15 protein-coding genes are annotated in these 19403 nt (G+C 48.5%); 8 read left to right on the top strand and 7 right to left on the bottom strand.

What is annotated here, in order from left to right; all coding sequences use genetic code 11:
* Window positions 1-3 precede the first annotated feature (3 nt).
* Window positions 4-1692 carry a glutamate formimidoyltransferase gene (gene ftcD / locus BST85_RS03685; RefSeq protein WP_104812022.1) on the top strand — a complete coding sequence of 563 codons (1689 nt, stop codon included), beginning with the start codon at window positions 4-6 and terminating at the stop codon, window positions 1690-1692.
* Between the two features lie 38 nt (window positions 1693-1730).
* Here ftcD and BST85_RS03680 read toward each other — a convergent pair whose 3' ends face one another.
* The 5 genes from BST85_RS03680 to BST85_RS03660 are packed head-to-tail and all read right to left on the bottom strand — an operon-like array spanning window position 1731 to window position 6872.
* The gene (locus tag BST85_RS03680; protein ID WP_146090637.1) at window positions 1731-2228 is read right to left on the bottom strand and encodes a hypothetical protein; all 498 of its coding nucleotides are present in this window, start codon (window positions 2226-2228) and stop codon (window positions 1731-1733) included.
* 2 nt (window positions 2229-2230) lie between these two features.
* Window positions 2231-4258, bottom strand: coding sequence for a S9 family peptidase (locus BST85_RS03675; protein ID WP_104812020.1), 2028 nt, complete (start codon window positions 4256-4258; stop codon window positions 2231-2233).
* Window positions 4259-4296: 38 nt separating this feature from the next.
* Window positions 4297-4989 (bottom strand): HAD family hydrolase, encoded by a 693-nt coding sequence (locus BST85_RS03670; RefSeq protein WP_104812019.1) that lies wholly within the window; start codon window positions 4987-4989, stop codon window positions 4297-4299.
* The gene (gene ettA / locus BST85_RS03665) at window positions 4989-6680 is read right to left on the bottom strand and encodes an energy-dependent translational throttle protein EttA (protein ID WP_104812018.1); all 1692 of its coding nucleotides are present in this window, start codon (window positions 6678-6680) and stop codon (window positions 4989-4991) included. The genes BST85_RS03670 and ettA overlap by 1 nt, the downstream gene beginning before the upstream one ends.
* A 15-nt stretch (window positions 6681-6695) precedes the next feature.
* Window positions 6696-6872, bottom strand: coding sequence for a CAL67264 family membrane protein (locus tag BST85_RS03660; RefSeq protein ID WP_245917714.1), 177 nt, complete (start codon window positions 6870-6872; stop codon window positions 6696-6698).
* A 198-nt stretch (window positions 6873-7070) separates the two neighbouring features.
* On the opposite strand from BST85_RS03660, the gene BST85_RS03655 reads away from it, so the two are divergent.
* The 7 genes from BST85_RS03655 to BST85_RS03625 all read left to right on the top strand — a co-directional run bounded on the left by BST85_RS03655 (window position 7071) and on the right by BST85_RS03625 (window position 15778).
* Window positions 7071-8699 carry an acyl-CoA carboxylase subunit beta gene (locus BST85_RS03655; protein ID WP_104812016.1) on the top strand — a complete coding sequence of 543 codons (1629 nt, stop codon included), beginning with the start codon at window positions 7071-7073 and terminating at the stop codon, window positions 8697-8699.
* Window positions 8700-8732: 33 nt separating this feature from the next.
* A complete protein-coding gene (locus tag BST85_RS03650) occupies window positions 8733-9626 on the top strand; it encodes a bestrophin family protein (protein WP_104812015.1) in 894 nt (297 codons plus the stop codon).
* A 62-nt stretch (window positions 9627-9688) separates the two neighbouring features.
* Window positions 9689-10831, top strand: a complete 1143-nt coding sequence (locus BST85_RS03645; protein ID WP_104812014.1) for a putative porin — start codon at window positions 9689-9691, stop codon at window positions 10829-10831.
* 22 nt (window positions 10832-10853) lie between these two features.
* Window positions 10854-12362, top strand: coding sequence for a M20/M25/M40 family metallo-hydrolase (locus BST85_RS03640; protein ID WP_104812013.1), 1509 nt, complete (start codon window positions 10854-10856; stop codon window positions 12360-12362).
* A gap of 3 nt (window positions 12363-12365) precedes the next feature.
* Window positions 12366-13616: an MFS transporter gene (locus BST85_RS03635; RefSeq protein WP_104812012.1), complete on the top strand. Its 1251-nt coding sequence runs from the start codon at window positions 12366-12368 to the stop codon at window positions 13614-13616.
* Window positions 13617-13679: 63 nt separating this feature from the next.
* On the top strand, window positions 13680-14102 hold the full coding sequence (locus tag BST85_RS03630) for a DoxX family protein (RefSeq protein WP_104812011.1): 423 nt from the start codon (window positions 13680-13682) through the stop codon (window positions 14100-14102).
* A gap of 143 nt (window positions 14103-14245) precedes the next feature.
* Window positions 14246-15778, top strand: a complete 1533-nt coding sequence (locus BST85_RS03625) for an amidohydrolase family protein (protein ID WP_425427909.1) — start codon at window positions 14246-14248, stop codon at window positions 15776-15778.
* Here the strand turns inward: BST85_RS03625 and BST85_RS03620 are convergent, their stop codons facing one another.
* Window positions 15779-17101 carry a M24 family metallopeptidase gene (locus BST85_RS03620; RefSeq protein WP_104812009.1) on the bottom strand — a complete coding sequence of 441 codons (1323 nt, stop codon included), beginning with the start codon at window positions 17099-17101 and terminating at the stop codon, window positions 15779-15781. It abuts the gene before it with no gap.
* A gap of 87 nt (window positions 17102-17188) precedes the next feature.
* The gene (locus tag BST85_RS03615) at window positions 17189-19354 is read right to left on the bottom strand and encodes a VWA domain-containing protein (RefSeq protein WP_104812008.1); all 2166 of its coding nucleotides are present in this window, start codon (window positions 19352-19354) and stop codon (window positions 17189-17191) included.
* Between the last annotated feature and the right edge of the window lie 49 nt (window positions 19355-19403).

Below are 19403 nucleotides of genomic sequence, written 5' to 3'. Positions count from 1 at the left end.
CTCATGAAACAACTCATAGAATGCGTTCCCAACATCAGTGAAGGAAGAGATCTGGAAAAGATCGATCAAATCACTGCTGTCGTGGAAACCGTAGAGGGCGTAAGGCTGTTGGATGTGGATCCCGGCCAGGCCACGAACAGGACCGTGATCACTTTCGTAGGAGAACCGGAACCGGTTATAGAAGCCGCATTTCGGCTAATTAGCAGAGCCTCAGAACTGATCGATATGCGAAATCATCAAGGAGAGCATCCGCGTTTTGGGGCCACAGATGTTTGTCCCCTTATCCCGATTGCCAATATTAGCATGGAAGAAACAGCGCAGTATGCTCATAAACTGGGTAAACGAGTTGGCGAAGAGTTGGGAATTCCAGGTTACTTCTACGAGAACGCTGCAAGCAGCGAGGAACGACGTAACCTGGCCAATTGCAGGGCCGGGGAATATGAGGGCCTAGCGAAGAAATTGACCGATCCCGTCTGGAAACCCGATTTTGGGCCTGCGGAATTCAATGAGCATGTAGCTTCAACAGGTGCCACAGCTATTTCGGCCAGGGATTTCCTGATTGCCTACAATGTTAATCTCAACACCACCTCTACCCGTCGGGCTAACGCTATCGCATTTGACATTCGTGAGGCCGGTCGAATTAAACGAGAAGGAAACCCGATCACTGGTAAGAAAGTGCTGGATTCGCAAGGAGAACCAGTACGGGTGCCGGGTAAATTGAAGGCCGTTAAGGGCATTGGTTGGTATATTGAGGAATACGGAATTGCGCAGATCTCCTATAACCTGACCAATATTTCCATTACTTCCATGCATGTAGCTTTTGATGAGACCTGCAAGGCGGCCACGGAAAGGGGCTTGCGCGTTACAGGATCGGAACTGGTTGGGCTGGTTCCGCTGAAGGCCATGCTGGACGCTGCGGATTATTTTCTGATCAAGCAGGGGCGCTCATTAGGAATAGCAGAATCCGAAAAGATCAAGATCGCTGTGAAGTCTCTAGGACTGGACGATCTTAAGCCTTTTGATCCCCAAGAAAAGATCATTGAATACAAGATTGCCGATACTTCCAAGGGGTTAGTCGGAATGACCCTTACGGATTTTGCTGATGAAACGGCCAGTGAATCCATGGCTCCTGGAGGAGGTTCCATTGCGGCCTATGTAGGGACACTTGGAGTCTCGCTGGGGACAATGGTGGCTAACTTATCTGCTCATAAACCCGGATGGGACGACAAATGGGAACTTTACTCGGACTGGGCTGTGAAAGGACAAGGGTATAAAGAGCAACTGCTGGCCTTGGTGGATGAGGACACCCATGCCTTTAATAAGATCATCGATGCATTTCGCATGCCTAAGGACAGCGATGCGGAAAAGGCCAAGCGAGCGAAAGCCATTGAAGCTGCGACCCTTTACGCCACAGAAGTACCGCTTAAGGTGATGGAAACAGCCCTCGCCTCCATGGAAGTGATGCAGGCAATGGCCCAAGATGGACTCCAGAATTCACTATCCGATGCCGGAGTAGGCATTCTCTGTGCACGGGCTGCGGTTCTTGGAGCATACTTCAATGTAAAGATCAATGCTAAAGATCTGAAGGATCGTAAAAAGGCAGAGGATCTGTTGACTCGAGCAACGGAGATTGTAAATGCAGCAAACACAGCCGAGGCCTCCATGACCCAATTATTGGAAGAGAAACTTTAGCAATTGTGTTTTTTTATTGGGAAATTTAAATAATCCCTTTAGTGGTGAAAATCCCGGTCCGGAACATCAACGCTCTCGGTTACCAGGTAGTCGGTTATCCACTGTTTTTTTCCGAATTGATTGTGAGAGAACTTGAGCACTAAGGAATCTTCAGAGAGATAACGGATCTGAAAGAATTTGTGATCCTCCTCAATATTCAGCAATTCTGGGATTAGGGCACTGGTGATCTTGATATAAGAATTCCCTTTTTCTGTGGTCGTGATCTCCCACTGACCTACCAAGCTTGGGCCACAATCCTTCGCTTTAGAATTGTTATCGGAAACCGACCCATTCTGGAGGTAGGTTTGTCGGTAGTGCAGAAAGCAATCGCCCATGTTCATGCGGACCTTACCATTGATCCTTTTGGCCAACATCCAGGTCTTTGCACTATCCCCCGCAATCAAATTCATTGCATTCTCAGGAAGAGGATAGGGTTCCGGGGGCGAATCCCCGCAGGAGACCAGTGCCCATATCATACATAATGCGAGAAAGCGCATCATCATTTGTATTTCTCGAACCAGGCCAAGGTATGTGCCACCTTGGCGATCAGGTTGGACGGTCGGTTGGCGATCCCATGAGAAGCCTCAGGTATCTCGACCAGCACAGTCTCTATCTTACGCAGTTTCAGGGCGTGATAGAGTTGCTTCGCCTCACTTGGAGGAGTTCTTAGGTCGTTCATCCCTACCATAACCATAGTTGGTGTTTCTACATTTCCAACCAGGGATATGGGCGAGAACTTCCAGTAACCCTCAAAATTCTCCCAGGGCTGGCCGGGATAACGGGAATTAGCATAGCCGTAATAGTTATCTGCCACCAAGGTTTTGGAGATCCAGTTCATGACTGGCTTGGCCACCACAGCGGCTCGAAAACGGTTGGTCTTGCCAACGATCCAGGCGGTCATGATACCACCTGCACTCCCACCGGTCACATACAATCGGTCTTTGTCGATCTTCATCTTCTCCATTACAGCGTCAACCCCATCCATCACATCGTTATAATCCTGACCCGGGTAATTGTTGTACAGCAGATTTCCGAATTCTTCCCCGTAACTGGTACTTCCTCGCGGGTTTGGATAGAAAACGGCATAGCCCTTGGCAGCATACAATTGCATCTCTGCCGAGAAATGTGGACCATAGTTCAGTATCGGACCGCCGTGATTCTCCACGATCAAGGGGTAGCTCTTTCGCTTTTCATATTTAGGCGGATAAACGATCCAACCCTGCAGTTCCCTGCCGTCATAGGAGGATTTATAATTGATCTCCTGCACCATACCCATGTTTCGATAGTCCATCAGATCACCATTCAGGTTGGTCAGATCCTTTGCTGTTCCCGTAGCGGGGTCATAAATGGCAACATCGGCAGGCCGATCGGGATAGGAAACAGTATATGCTACTTTCCCATTCTTTGCAACACTAAAGGCACCACTAGCATAAGGTCTGCCAATGGTCGTACCACCCACATTGCTTACCAGTTCTGTGAGATTTCCACTGAGGTCCATATAACCGATCTTGGTCAGGCCGAGGTCGTTGTACTGCACATACAATCCTTGACCATCACCAGACCACTTGGCCCTGCTTATGCTTCGATCCAAGTTGGAAGAAAGTACCTGCTTGTTCGATCCGTCAGCGTGCATCAGGTTCAGCTTCCTGGTTTGATAGGTCTGTACCTTGTCCTCAAAGCCGATGTAAGCAACATAGCTTCCGTCCGGGGATGCCATGGGCGCTGCATCGGGGCCGTTCCTATCTGTGAAGGTCTCGTATAACCAGGTTTGCGTATTGAAGGCATAAACCTCAGAATTCCTGAAGTCGTATTCCCAATCTTCGCTGCGATTGGCAGAGAAGAATACTTTATAGCTGTTGGACGACCAGGATAGCGAGCCGCCATGATTGAAATCTCCGGAGGTCAACTGGCGGGGTGCACCACCCTCTGAGGAGATTGTAAAGATGTGGGTAAAGCCAGGTTTGATATAGCCTGCCCCATCCGCCTCATGCTTTAGCCGATCTGTGATCCTTGGAGCAGCGGCCCATTTGGCACCTTTGGGTTTAGCCGGAATCTTGGCTATTACAGGTGGTTTGGCTTCCACCTTCATGGTAAAGGCAATTCTCCGGCCATTGGGAGACCAAGCCAAATTCCCAGGACTAGCTGGCAATTGCGTGAGTCGAGCTACAGCACCGGTATCTGTCCAATACAGATAGATCTCACTGCCGTTCTCCGTGCTGCTCACAAAGGCTATCTTCTTCCCATCGGGAGACCATCGGGCCTGGCTTTCACTAGCGTCTCTTGCCGTTAGTTTGTGATGAATCGTGGGATCTGTGGTACTGATCACCCATAGGCTTCCCACCGATCTATCTTTCATGATGTCATAGCCCATTCTGCGATAGACCACATAGTTTCCGTCTGGAGAGATCTGGGGATCATTGGCGTATTCCAGTTGGAAAACATCCAAATAATCGAAGTCGGATTGTAACTGTGCGCTGAGGTAACTGGTAAATAAGCAAAAGGCAACGAGAAAAAGGAACTTCTTCATGATTATAGCGGTATTGTATCGATTTGATCGGTTATTAACTACAGTAATTCCAGCATCTCCCGGGCATTGGACAGCTCCCGGAACCGGGGATGATCAATGCTTCCATCCACCAACTCATGGACCCAGGTGGTGTGGAAGGGAATGTGAAAGGCATAGGATTCAATGTTGAGAACCGGTAAAATGTCGCTTTTCACCGAGTTACCGACCATCAGGAATTCCTCCGGTCTGATGTCCAGGTGACTGACTAGTTTCCGATATTGATTCTCTGTTTTATCCGAAACGATCTCTATGTGGTGAAAATAAGGCTCAAGACCAGATTTGATTAGCTTTCTTTCCTGGTCCAGCAGATCTCCTTTTGTCGCCATGACCAAGCGATAATTAGGGGCTAGAGCCTTTAAGGTCTCCTCTATCCCATCGATTAGCTCGATGGGCTCCTGCAGCATTTTCTTCCCGCGCTCTATCAGTACGTTAAGACGTTCAATAGGAACCTGACCATTGGAGAATCGGATCGCGGCTTCGATCAGAGAAAGGGTAAATGGTTTGATCCCATAGCCATATAACGGAAGGTTCTGCATCTCAATGTCGAAGAGTAACTTGTTGCATTCTTCTGACGGGAGATAATCCTTCATCAACTCGCAGAATTCTTCCTCTGCCTGCCTGAAGAAGGGCTCGTTTACCCAGAGCGTATCGTCCGCATCAAAGGCAATTGCCTTTATCCCGTTCAATGCCATTAGCGGATCAATTTCTTGTACTTGATGCGTTTTGGGAGCAGGTCTCCTCCCAGGCGTTTCTTCTTGTTCTCCTCGTAATCGCTGAATCCTCCCTCGAAGAAATAGACCTGACTATCCCCTTCAAAGGCTAAGATGTGCGTACAGATCCGGTCCAGGAACCATCGATCGTGGGAAATGATCACGGCACAGCCAGCAAAATTTTCAAGCCCTTCCTCTAACGCGCGTAATGTGTTGACGTCAAGATCGTTAGTCGGCTCATCTAAAAGTAACACATTACCTTCTTCTTTTAAGGTCATGGCCAGGTGTAAGCGGTTGCGTTCTCCACCGGAAAGCATAGAGACTTTCTTGTTCTGTTCAGAACCACTAAAGTTGAATCTACTTAGATAGGCCCTAGAATTCACTTGACGACCACCCATCATAATCAGCTCCTGTCCATCGGAGAAATTCTCCCAAATGGTCTTGTTGGAATCAATATTGGAATGAGATTGATCCACATAAGCGATCTTGGCAGTCTCTCCAACGTCAAAGCTACCCTTGTCCGGAGTCTCTTCGCCCATGATCATTCTAAAGATTGTTGTCTTACCGGCTCCGTTTGGACCAATGATCCCAACTATCCCAGCCTGGGGCAATTTGAAATTGAGGTCCTCGTATAGCAATTTTTCGCCATAAGCCTTGGCCACCCCATTGGCCTCTATCACATTGGTCCCCAAGCGGGGTCCATTCGGGATGTAGATCTCCAGCTTCTCGTCCAGCTGTTTCTGATCCTGACTCAACAGTTTATCGTAATTGCTCAAACGGGCCTTTTGTTTGGATTGACGACCTTTGGGCGCCATTCTAACCCATTCCAACTCTCTCTCCAAAGTCTTTTGCCGTTTACTGGCTTGTTTCTGTTCCTGGGCGAGGCGCTTGGCTTTCTGGTCCAGCCAAGAGGAATAGTTCCCTTTCCAGGGTATACCCTCTCCCCTGTCCAACTCCAAGATCCAACCCGCTACATTATCCAGGAAATAGCGGTCGTGAGTAACGGCGATCACCGTTCCCTTGTACTGAGAAAGATGGTGCTCCAGCCAATGAACACTTTCAGCATCCAAGTGGTTGGTAGGCTCGTCCAATAACAGCACATCAGGCTCCTGCAGAAGCAATCTGCACAAGGCTACGCGTCGTCGCTCTCCTCCAGAAAGTACCGATATTGGTTTATCCGGTTCCGGAGTCCTTAGCGCATCCATGGCGATCTCCAGTTTGGTGTCCAACTCCCAGGCATTGGTAGCGTCGATCTTATCCTGCAAGGCAGCCTGCTTGTCCATCAGTTCCTGCATTTTGTCTGCATCCTCATACACCTCGGGCAGCCCGAACATATCGTTTATTTTGTTGTATTCATCCAATACATCAACCACTTCCTGAACGCCTTCCTTGACGATATCGATGACCGTCTTGGATTCGTCCAGTTGGGGCTCCTGCTCCAGGTATCCAACAGAGTATCCAGGAGAGAAAACCACATCGCCTTGGTAATTGGTATCAACCCCGGCAATGATCTTAAGCAAGGTTGATTTACCACTACCGTTCAGTCCTAAGATGCCGATCTTGGCGCCGTAAAAGAAACTGAGGTAAATATTTTTGATAACCGGTGTCTGGGCCGATGGATAGGTCTTGGAGACCCCAGACATGGAAAAGATGATCTTCTTATCGTCTGACATAATTAAAGAATAGGATTAAACCCGCCCCTTAAGGGCATTAAAGACCCAGGCAATGGCAAAGAATCCGATCCCAACCGCTGCAAATCCCCAACCTGCTACATCGTCATACTTAAAGGCGCCTAATGCAATCAGACCCAGTCCCACCAGGATCATTATAAAGGTGGCCCAGGCAAGAACGGTATTTTTATTCATCATAATGGATTAGTTTGAAACACGCGCCGCGAATTATAATGAGTAGCGCGAGGAGAGCAAATATCGGGAATTTATCACATTTATCTTTTGCCTTTAGCGTCAGGGGATTATTGGAATTCTGATAAAATATCAACTCGGCTGAATCGGCGCTCAATTATGAAGGGCAATTCGTATTTTTGAACAAATCAGCAACGGCCCATGGACCTCAACTTCAATAAGAACGAAGATCACAATAGATTACAACTCAGCGACCTTAAGAAACGCCTGGCCCAGGTCAAATTGGGTGGAGGACAAAAAAGGATAGACAAGCATCACGAGAAGGGAAAACTCACCGCCAGAGAACGCATTGATCATTTACTAGACCAAGGATCCAAAAGGATAGAGATCGGAGCCTTTGCAGGGGATGAGATGTACCAGGAACACGGAGGATGCCCCAGTGGAGGTGTGGTAATTGTGATAGGCTATGTCCAAAAACGATTGTGTGTGGTGGTTGCCAACGATGCTACGGTAAAGGCAGGTGCCTGGTTCCCGATCACCGGCAAAAAGAACCTGAGGGCCCAGGAGATCGCCATGGAAAACCGACTCCCTATCATCTACTTGGTAGACAGTGCGGGGGTATATCTCCCTATGCAGGACGAGATCTTCCCAGACAAAGAACACTTTGGGCGGATCTTTAGAAATAATGCAGTAATGAGCAGCATGGGGATCACTCAGATAGCTGCCGTAATGGGCAGCTGTGTGGCCGGGGGCGCCTATCTCCCGATCATGAGTGATGAAGCTTTGATCGTGGACAAGACCGGCAGTATCTTCCTGGCCGGCAGTTACCTGGTTAAAGCTGCCATAGGTGAAAGCATAGATAACGAGACTCTGGGTGGAGCCACTACCCACTGCGAGATCAGCGGTGTGACGGACTATAAAGCGAAGGACGATAAGGATGCATTGGAGACCATTCGCAATATCATGGGACGAATTGGTGAGCCCGAGCAAGCCGGATTTGATCGTGTAGAAGCCATTAAACCCAAGGAAAAACCGGAGGATATCTTCGGAATACTTCCTCGCTCCCGCGGAGACCAATACGATATGTTAGAGATCATCAAACGCTTGGTTGATAATTCCGACTTCCAACAGTACAAGGAAGGCTATGGAAAGACCATTATTTGTGCCTATGCCAGGATCGATGGCTGGTCTGTGGGTATAGTCGCCAACCAAAGAAAGGTGGTCAAGACAAAGAAAGGAGAAATGCAATTTGGCGGAGTAATCTACAGCGACAGTGCCGACAAGGCTACCCGTTTCATTGCCAATTGTAACCAAAAGAAGATCCCCTTAGTCTTCCTTCAGGACGTAACCGGCTTTATGGTAGGTAGTAAAAGTGAACATGGCGGCATCATTAAGGATGGGGCCAAAATGGTGAATGCGGTAAGCAATTCGGTGGTCCCTAAGTTTACCATTGTTATTGGTAACTCCTATGGGGCAGGAAACTATGCCATGTGCGGCAAGGCATACGACCCAAGGCTGATCGCAGCCTGGCCGAGTGCCGAATTGGCCGTAATGAGTGGCAAGAGTGCAGCCAAGGTGCTGCTCCAAATAGAGACAGCCTCCTTGAAGAAGGCGGGGAAGACCATAGACCCCAAAGAAGAGGAGGAGCTTTACAACAAGATCAAGGCCCGATACGACAACCAGATCTCACCTTATTATGCAGCGGCCCGGATATGGACAGATGCAGTGATCGACCCCTTGGATACCCGTAAATGGATCTCAATGGGCATAGAGGCGGCCAACCAATCCCCCATCGAAAAACCCTTTAATCTTGGTGTCATTCAGGTGTAATTTCTATCTTCATAGTCTGGAAATTCTAATTATTTGATACTCGAAAAACGAATACCGCTTCGCTACCTCTTCAACCTGGCCAAGGTTGATCTGTTGATAGTTCTTTTGGTCTCATCTGCCATGACCTTTGTGACCAACTACTTCAATATCGAATACGACTTCCCCATTTCCATACCGGCCTTCCTGGGTACAGCAATCACCCTGGTTCTGTCTTTCAAACTGAACCAGTCCTATGACCGTTGGTGGGAAGCAAGAAAGATCTGGGGTGCCATAGTAAACGACTCCAGGAGCTTGATCGTCCAGCTGATCGAATTTACGGACGAACCAGAAAACAAGCTGGTCCGGGAGATCGGTCAATTACAGATTGCCTGGTGCTACAGCCTGGCCAATGCGTTGAGAAAACTTCCACCGGCTCAGCAGGCTGAAGATTTGATTCCAGATTCCGAATGGTCCAAGATCGTGAAACAGGACAATATCCCTTTGGGTATCCATGTGGCCATTGCAAAGCGCGTCAATCAATTGAGGGCAGAAGATAAGCTGAATGCGTATCAGCAGGTTCAAATAGATGAGACCTTGGTCCGATTGACCGCATCCATGGGAATGGCAGAACGGATCAAGAACACGGTATTCCCTAAGAAGTACCGGCTATTTTTACACTTCTTTATCTACATCTTTATTGGTACGCTGGATATCGCTATTACTGGTCTGATACACACCATCTTTGAAGTACCACTTGTAGTGATCATCGCCCTGCCTTTTTTCATGCTCGAAAAAACGGCACTAGGCCTTCAAGACCCATTCGAAAACCGGCCTAACGACACCGCCATGTCTACCATCTCTACCGCCATTGATCGCAACATCCGGCAATTACTTGACCTTCCTGGTCAACCTGATCCACTGGAGTCCGATTCCTTCTACGCCATGTAAGGCGACAAATGTCATTTTTCGGTTGAAATGACCTTTATACTTTGCGGCAGAATTACCAACTAATGAGTATACTCAGAGCCCTACTGCTCGCTCTATCACTATTGTTCCCGGTTATGGCCTTAGCCCAGACCGATAGCACTCAGCAAAAATTTACATGGACCGGCGATTTTAGATTCCGCGTAGAACCTGACTGGGATTCCCGCAAAAGTGATGGGTCTTACAGGGATAACAGGACCCGTCTTCGCTACCGGGTCCGGTTTGGCGGCACCTACCACTTGGATTCCAATTGGGAGATCGGCGCGCGCTTAAGGACTGGATTTGGCAGGAAACAACAAGACCCCCAGTTGACCCTTGGTTATGCCTTTAATGAATTTGGAACCCTGCCAATTTTCCTGGAGAAAGCCTATGGCCAATACGTTACCGGCGGAATACGCATCTGGGCAGGAAAAAACACCTTTCCTTTTGAGAAACAGAACGAATTGTTCTGGAGTGACCATGTCTATCCAGAAGGAGTCGCCTTAAGAGGAATGTGGCCTGTATCCGGAAATTGGATCGATGAACTGGGCGGAAATACCGGGCACTTCATTGCCATTTTCAACAATGGCGGATTGGATGAAGACAGCTATTTTCAAGGCATACAAGCCGTGAGTAAACATTGGAATAAGCGATTGACCCTTTTCCCGGGTTTCTACTATTTCCACGCTTTACCCGACATCCCAGACGGGGGTGGGACCTATACCGTAGACTACTCCATACTGCATCTTGGTGGACGGGTCGACTTACTCGAAAAACCGATAGTCGGGGTCGAGCTAGACTATTATCACAATTTACAGGAATACACCAAGAACGACTCCATCCCAAACAATCTTCAGGACCAGCGCACAGGCTGGGTCATTAGTGCCCGGGTGGGTAAACTGAAGAAAAAAGGGGACTGGAAGTTCAGGATCACCTTGCAAGAATTGGAACGCTTTTCCGCAGTGGATTACTTTGCTCAAAACGACTGGGCCCGTTGGGATTATTCGTTCGCAGATTCTCCTGACGGCCGCTTAACCAATTACCGTGGACTAGAATTGATGGCTGGCTATATGATCTCAGATCAGATCAAGGTCAACACCCGGTACTTCGCCGTAGAGCAGTTGGTCCCATACGGTCCATTCCTGGAGACCGGACAGCGGATACGGTTTGATATCGATATCGGTTTTTGATACCTTTAGCCAAAACAACCCTATGCGCTCTTTCCTACTGGTCACAGGAATACTGTTTTCCCTGACCTCAGCAGCTCAATCGCTTTCACCTTCGCAGATCGAGCAATTAGCCAGTCAATACGCGCTAAATTCTTTCGAATTGCTGAAAGAAGTGCTCAGCATACCAAACGATGCCATGCAACCTGGCCATATAGAACCCAATGTCCTTTGGACTGAAAAGGTCTTTTCCCAACGCGGATTTAGCACCAAACGCTTAAAAACGCCCACTGTTCCTTTAGTCCTCGCAGAGCGTAATTTTGAAGGAGCTGATAAGACCGTACTGGTATACCTGCAAATGGACGGTCAACCCGTCGATTCTACCCGTTGGTTTCAACCAAGTCCTTACGATCCGGTACTTAAACAGCCCAAAGGGGAAGAATGGGAGATTATCTCCTGGGAACGCATAGCCAATTATCAGGACGACTGGCGTGTTTTTGCCCGGGCTGCCAGCGACGCTAAAGGACCTGTGGCCATGTTCCTTTCTGCCATCGATGCGATGGATGAACAGAAACTAGAACCGAGCTACAACCTCAAGGTGATACTGGACTATGAAGAGGAACTGGGATCACCCAACCTACCCCAGTCGGTAAAGGATTACAAAACCGACTTAATGGCTGATATGTTGGTCATCTTTGATGGCCCCATGCACATCAGCAACCGGCCGACCCTGGTTTTCGGCGCAAGGGGAATCGCTACTATCGAGCTTACGGTGCATGGTCCGGTAAAACCACAGCACAGTGGGCATTACGGCAACTACGCACCCAATCCGGCCTTTAAATTGGCCCGACTGCTGACTTCGATGAAAGACGAGGCTGGCAGGGTCACTATACCCGGATTCTACGACGGTATTTCTATAGATAATAAGACCGTCAAAATTCTAAGAGACGTACCCGATGATGAAACCGAGATCAGGGAACGCCTTCAAATAGCCCAGCCCGATCAGGTTGGGTCGTATTACCAGGAAGCCATTCAATACCCATCCCTTAACGTTCGGGGTATGCAATCTGGTTGGATCAATGAGGAAGTGAGAACAATCATTCCCAGTTGGGCCAAGGCCGAGATCGATGTGCGACTGGTCCTGGAATCGGACCCGGAACGACTGATCGCACTGATCAAAGAACACATCCAATCGCAAGGATATTTCCTGACTTCAGATTGGCCAACCAAAGAACAGCGCCTGAAATATCCCAAACTTGCCACTTTCAATTATGAGGTTTCATATCAGTCCTTCCGCACCGATTTTGATAGCGAAGTAGGAACCTGGTTGAGGGCCGCTTTGATCCATGCCTACGGGGAGGACCCAGTGATGGAGCGCCTGGCAGGTGGCTCCATACCCATTTCCCCATTTGTGGTCACCCTGGATATCCCGGCTGTCTCTGTCCCTACTGTAAATAGAGACAACAACCAACACAGCCCAAATGAGAATCTGAGATTGGGTAATTACCGGGAAGGTATAAGAAGTATGCTGGCAATCCTGACTCAAAAACTATAGGACTTGGGGCAATCTGCAAAACGACAGCCCTGGCATCTGATCACCCTGTTGATATTGGCAGGGGAAGCGGTATTTATCCTCCCTTTTGTTCTGGCACGGGTATTCCGACCGACCGTCCTGGAGGTTTTCCAGTTGACCAATCTGCAACTGGGTACTTGTTTTTCCATTTACGGAATCGTGGCGCTAGTCTCTTATTTGATCGGTGGGCCTCTGGCAGATCGCTACCCAGCCAACAAATTGATGGGGATTTCCCTGATCTTGACAGCACTGGGAGGATTATGGATGGCCTCCTCTCCTACTTATCTTGAATTGAAGATCCTTTATGGTTATTGGGGCTTTACCACCATCTTCTTGTTTTGGGCGGCGATGATCAAAGCGACCAGGCAATGGGGAGGGATCAACAGCCAGGGACGTGCATATGGTTTACTAGATGGCGGACGCGGCTTGGTTGGAGCAGCTTTTGGTTCGTTGGGAGTTTTTATACTGGGATTGACCATAACCGCGGACACAGGGCCGGCAGAACAGGCCATGGCCTTCCGGCAAGTGATCTATAGCAGTTCTACCCTGGTGGCCCTAATTGGCCTTATTGTTTGGTTCGGGATGCGACTGAAAGATCAAGAGGATAACGAGAATGCCGTAAACAAGATCAGCTGGTCCCAATTTAGACAAGTGATGCGAATTCCTTCCGTATGGTACCTGATGGTGATCATACTCTGTGCCTATGTGGGATACAAGATCACAGATATATTCTCACTCTACGCCAGAGAGGTGATGCTCTACGATGAGATCGATTCCGCCCAGGTAGGCACCATCCTACTCTATATGCGTCCTATTGTGGGAATCGCCATTGGTTTTCTCGCAGACAGGTCTGGGGTGATCAATTGGCTGATTGCTGGCTTTGTGTTGACACTGATCGGTGCTTTTATCTTTGCTAGTGGGGTGCTGGACCCGAGTTTACCAGCTTTCTTCTTCTCATCTGTATTGATCATAGCCACTGGAGTTTACGGCGTGCGCGCGCTTTACTTTGCAACCATGCAGGACGGGATGATCCCATTGGCGCTAACAGGAACTGCTGTTGGTCTGATTTCCCTGGTGGGTTATACTCCGGATATATTTGCAGGGCCAGCCATGGGGTATTTGCTGGACGCTTCACCGGGTGAAGCCGGTCATCAGGATGTTTTCTGGATGCTAATGGCATTTGCAGGTGTAGGACTAATCGCCTCTATCGGGCTTAAAAGAATCACCCGGACCTAGTTTTGTTTAACATTAATTATTAAATTTTGTACCTTTTGTATTGTAATTCAATGCAATACGATTATGGAAACAATTAAATCGTTAAACAAATGGGCCAACGCCCATACCTATTATCCGCTGGATCTTCTGCGAGTTGCCTTAGGTGTGTTCCTGTTTATTAAAGGGATCGACTTTATGGGCAACACGGGGATGCTACTGAAACTGTTCGAACCATTGCAAAGTGTAGCGGGCGAAATGGCCGTCATTCACTACATTGCCCCTGCTCATTTTGTGGGTGGGATTCTAATTGCCTTTGGGCTTTTGACAAGATGGGCAATTGTTGCACAGTTACCCATACTGATCGGAGCTGTTGCCATCAATTTTGTTGGTGAAATGAATCAAACCAATCTGATCCTGTCTGGTGTTGCTCTTATTTTGAGTTTATTCTTCCTGGTCTATGGCTCTGGTAAACACTCGGTAGACAAATACTTACGCATGCAGAAATAACCGTGCACTGACATGAGGTTGGTTCCGCTTATTAATAGCTAGTCAGAAATTAGTATCTTCTGCCTACCTAATTTCATAAAAGACTACCATCCATGAAAAGTTTTCGCGCACTGGTCACTGTATTCCTGCTAGCCACATCCCTTATGATCGCTCAGGAAGTGAGCCAAGGCCCCTTTGATCAGTTGATCATCCGAGGAGTAATGCTCATTAATGGCGATGGCGCTCCACCAAGGGGCCCTATAGATATTGTTGTAGAAGGCAATGTGATAAAAAAGATACAAGTGGTCGGGTATCCCGGTGTCCCGATCAACCAGCAAAGAAGACCTCAACTCAAACCAGGTGGTAAGGAACTGGATGCTTCTGGCATGTACCTTTTACCAGGTTTTGTCGATATGCATGGCCATATTGGCGGGGTAGGTCAGGGCGCAGACTGGGATTATGTCTTTAAACTGTGGATGGCACACGGGATTACAACGGTTCGCGAACCTTCGGGCAGGGGAATTGACTGGACCTTGGACCTGAAACGGAAGAGCGAAAAGAACGAGATCATCGCACCTCGTGTTTTTGCTTACACAGGATTTGGCCAGACCACTGCCGGTTTCAATCCTTTGAATGACGCTCCTATCAGCACCCCGGAACTGGCCAGGGAATGGGTTCGTGCGAATGCTGCCAATGGAGCCGATGGCATCAAGTTCTTTGGTGCAGAGCCCGAGATCATGGCTGCTGCCTTGGACGAAAATAAGAAATTAGGGTTGCGTTCTGCATGCCATCATGCCCAACTGAGTGTTGCCCGCTGGAACGTTCTCCATTCGGCAAGGGCCGGTCTAACTTCCATGGAACACTGGTATGGCCTACCAGAAGCTTTATTTGATGACCGTACGGTCCAAGATTATCCACTGGATTACAATTATCAGAATGAGCAGCACCGCTTTGGTGAAGCCGGCCGATTATGGAAACAGGCAGCCGAACCTTACTCCGATCATTGGAATGCTGTGATGAACGAATTACTGGAACTAGACTTTACTTTGGATCCCACACTCAATATCTATGAGGCGAGCAGGGATCTTCAACGTGCCCGAAGAGCAGAGTGGCATGAAGATTATACCCTCCCCTCCCTCTGGAGATTTTATCAACCCTCTAAGATCAGCCATGGAAGTTACTGGCATTTCTGGGGAACCGAGGAAGAGGTTGCCTGGAGAGAGAACTACCGTTTGTGGATGACCTTTATTAACGAATACAAGAACAGGGGTGGACGTGTGACGGCGGGTTCAGACTCTGGGTTTATATTCCAACTATACGGTTTTGCCTACATCAGGGAACTCGAATTATTACGAGAGGCAGGGTTCCATCCATTGGAAGTGATCCGTTCGGCCACACTCAATGGGGCCGAAGCCCTTGGCTGGGACGACAAGATCGGATCCGTGCAAATCGGTAAATTGGCAGACTTTGTGATCGTTGAGGAAAACCCCTTGCAAAACCTCAAAGTCCTTTACGGAACCGGAGCGATCAAACTGACCGAGGACAATGAAGTGGTTCGGGTTGGAGGCGTTAAATATACCATCAAGGATGGCATCATCTACGACGCAAAACTACTCCTTGCACAGGTCAAACAAATGGTGGACGAGGCCAAGGCCGCGGAGGGTTTTGAGTTGAAGCAGCCAGGGATCAAAGACTGATCAGTTCCAACTGATCGGTTTGATGGCTTGCTGTCTCCCATTGACGTAGCGGAAGCCGTCAGGACCGTAGAAGCCGGCTTCTTCCAGCATGATCCGGATGTCCTTACTCCATTGATCAATAGTCACGGTGGTGTTCAATTCGATGGCGTAGACCGTATTGGGATGCAAGGGATAATCGCCTGTAAAAGGCACCCCGCCTTGGGAATCCCACATGCCTATAGTGGTACCAGCACTATGACCATAAGTGCCTAAGGGGTGGGTGTAAATGGCAGGTCTCAATCCGGCATTTCGCCCATTCTCTAATGCTGATAATAAGATCTCATTCCCTGTTCTTCCTGTCTTCATCTCATCGGTCAAGAAATCCTGAACCTGGTTGCCCTTTTTAAAAGCTGCCGCCAGAAAATCCGGCACCTTGCTCTCCCCTTCTTGCAAGACATAGGCGTGCTGTTGGCAATCAGTATTCAATCCAATATAGGTGATCCCGAAATCGCAATGGAGTAGATCTCCGGGGATGATCACCTTGTCTTCCTTCCCTTTCGAAAATGCATTAACTTGGCTTTTCAGTACTTCGTTGTCCCGCTGGATATCCACTGTTGGATGAAACCAGGTCTCCAACCCCATATCAGTTACTTTTTGGCGCATCCACCAGACCACATCGTCGGTAGTGGTTTCGCTGGGTGTGATCACCTTATCTGAAAAGGCCTCGTCTATGATATCGTGGGTGATCTGAACCAGGGTGTTATATAGCTCCATTTCCATCTCTGTACGGGTTTCCAGCCAGCCTATGGCCAGCTTCTCCGCAGAGACCAGCCGAGCCTCCTGATCGGCAGGCAGGGCTTCCAACAATTCTTCGTAATCGGTTTTGACCAAACCATCTGCCAAGCCGAAATGAGTTGAATAATTGATCCCGATCTTCTCCGGGTTTCGCTCGGCGATCAATTCCACGAGTCGTGCCCATTGGTCGGGCTGTTTTTCCTTGTCCCAGGCCGAGGTGATATTTTTCCCCACATCGTAACGGGCAACTGCCAATTTCTCAATTGTTCCTGCCCTTTTGTTCCGGTAGAACAACAAGATGGTACGACGTCTGGCGTTTAACCATTTTGCCGGAAGCATGGTCTTCATAACCGGGTCCTCATTATACTCCCTGGAGATGACCAGCCACATATCGATTCCACTTTCGTCCATAAGCCCCGGCAAAAGCGTATTGAAGCGATCCGCCAGTATCTCATCCTTGAGATCGGCCCTATCTCGTTCCGTAAGCACTTGGGCGAATCCGGTAGAAGCAAAAATTAAAAACAACAAAAGCGCGAAAAATCGATTCATAGTGTGAGAATTTGAAGCTAAAAATACAACTAAAACAAGAGCGGGAGGAACAATCCTCCCGCTTAGTAAACTTAGCCCAACTATGCCCTATTGATAACTCTCTACAAGCCGGATGAATTCGGCCCGATATCCATCAGGATCCTCAGAGATGGACGATCGGGCAATGCGAACCACCTCGTCACTATTCTGCTGGTCAATATAAATGGACTTCCTCAGTTGCATGCCGAACAAGGCCACTGAAGCAGCAAAACGGAAGTCAGCTGATGCCTGCTCAAACGGAACGGCTTCGGAGTCCAGGGCCTGGACCAGCAACTTGCTTTTCTCCCCATCCGGCGCCTTATAACGGAACTTGACCGTTAACCAATCCTTTTTGTTGGCAGACTCCTTGCCCGAAGTATAAGTAAATGGCTCCAGCAAGGGGATCAATTTACTTTTCACACCTACAGGGATCAACTCGTAAAGAGCAGTAACGGTATGGCCACTGCCCAACTCGCCGGCGTCCTTCTTATCATTGGTAAAATCTTCGTCAGCCAATAATCTGTTCTCGTAACCCACCAGACGATAGGCCTGAACTCTTGCCGGATTGAATTCCACTTGTATCTTCACATCCTTGGCAATGGTGTAGATGGTTCCCATCAGCTCGGTTCCAAAGACCCGGCTGGCTTCCTGCATGCCATCGATATAGGCGTGATTGCCATTTCCTTTATCGGCCAAGGTTTCCATTTTTGAATCCTTATAATTTCCCATCCCATATCCTAGAACGGTAAGGAACACCCCACTCTTACGCTTGTTGACGATCAGGTCCTCCATGTCCTCGTCGCTGGAGGGTCCTACATTGAAATCACCATCGGTGGCGAGGATGACCCGATTATTGCCATCCTTGACAAAATGTTTCTCAGCCAATTCATAGGCCAAGGCTATTCCTTCTCCACCAGCTGTCGAGCCACCAGCTTCCAGTCTGTTCAGGGCATCCAGGATCTCCTGTTTCTCATCACCAGTGGTTGGTTCCAGCACAACACCGGCAGCGCCAGCATAGACCACCATACTGACCCGATCTGCCGGCCTAAGTTTACTCACCAATAGTTCCAATGATCTTTTCACCAAGGGCAACTTATTGTGATCACTCATAGAGCCTGATACATCGATCAGAAAGACGAGGTTGGAAGCAGGAGCTTGCTCCAGTGAGATCTCCTTTCCTTTCAGTCCGATACGGACCAACTTTGCATCCGGGTTCCACGGAGAATTGGCGATATCCGTCGTAATGGAAAACACTTCATCACTAGCCGGTTGAGGATAATCGTACTGAAAATAGTTGATCATCTCTTCCAGCTTCACCGCATCTGGCGGGATATCCTGGCCGTTGTTGATCATTCTCCTGACATTGCTGTACCCGGCCTTGTCCACGTCTATGGAAAAGGTTGACAAGGGGGAGGCACTGACATATTTGTATTGATTCTCAATGATCCGGGCATAGGATTCCTGGTCATAATACGGTGATAGTTGCTTGCCTACCTGACCAGATTTCGTATTAATGACAATCACTCCATTTCTTGCAGCTGTGCCATAGAGTGTGGCGGCAGCCATGCCTTTTAATACGTTCACATCGGCAATTTGATCCGGGTCGATGTTGATCAACTCACTCGCATCAATATTGCCTGAAAGCTTGTTTATCGCATTTTTCGCGTCCCGAATAACAGGAATACCGTCTACTACGATCAATGCCTGGTTAGTCCCGCTCATGGAAGAATAACCCCTGATCTGCACATTGGTTGCCGAACCCGCCGTTCCGCTTTGCGCTGTGATCTGTACTCCAGAGGCCTTCCCCTGTAAGACACGAGCCACCTCACCGGCTGGTCTAATACTTAGGTCTTCCGCTGAAACCGCACTGACGGCATACCCTAGGGCTTTACTCTCCTTTCTGACACCACCGGCAGTGACCAATACTTCCTCCAGCTCCGTTTCGTCAATCATCATTGCGACATCCAATCGATTCATTTTCCCAGTGATCAAATGCTTTTGAGTTTTAAAACCAACATAGGCAAAATGGATGGTATCCCCAACTTGCACCACAATGCTGTAATTACCATCAACATCAGATTGAACACCGTCTTTGGCCGCTTTCTTATAAATGTTGGTACCTGGCAGGGGAAAGCTGAGATCATCGATCACCTTTCCTTTTAATTCGAATTGTTGTGCGTGGGCCATCAGACTGATCAGCAACATAACGACCGTTGTTCTAAGTATTGATTTCATAATCCTTGGTTTTAATTTGAAATCGAATCTAGGATCACAGCTCGGCTTC

This window comes from Aureitalea marina (genome assembly GCF_002943755.1).
Classification (GTDB): domain Bacteria; phylum Bacteroidota; class Bacteroidia; order Flavobacteriales; family Flavobacteriaceae; genus Aureitalea; species Aureitalea marina.
Note: the sequence above shows the minus strand (reverse complement) of the source record. Positions and strands in the feature narration are given on the sequence as shown.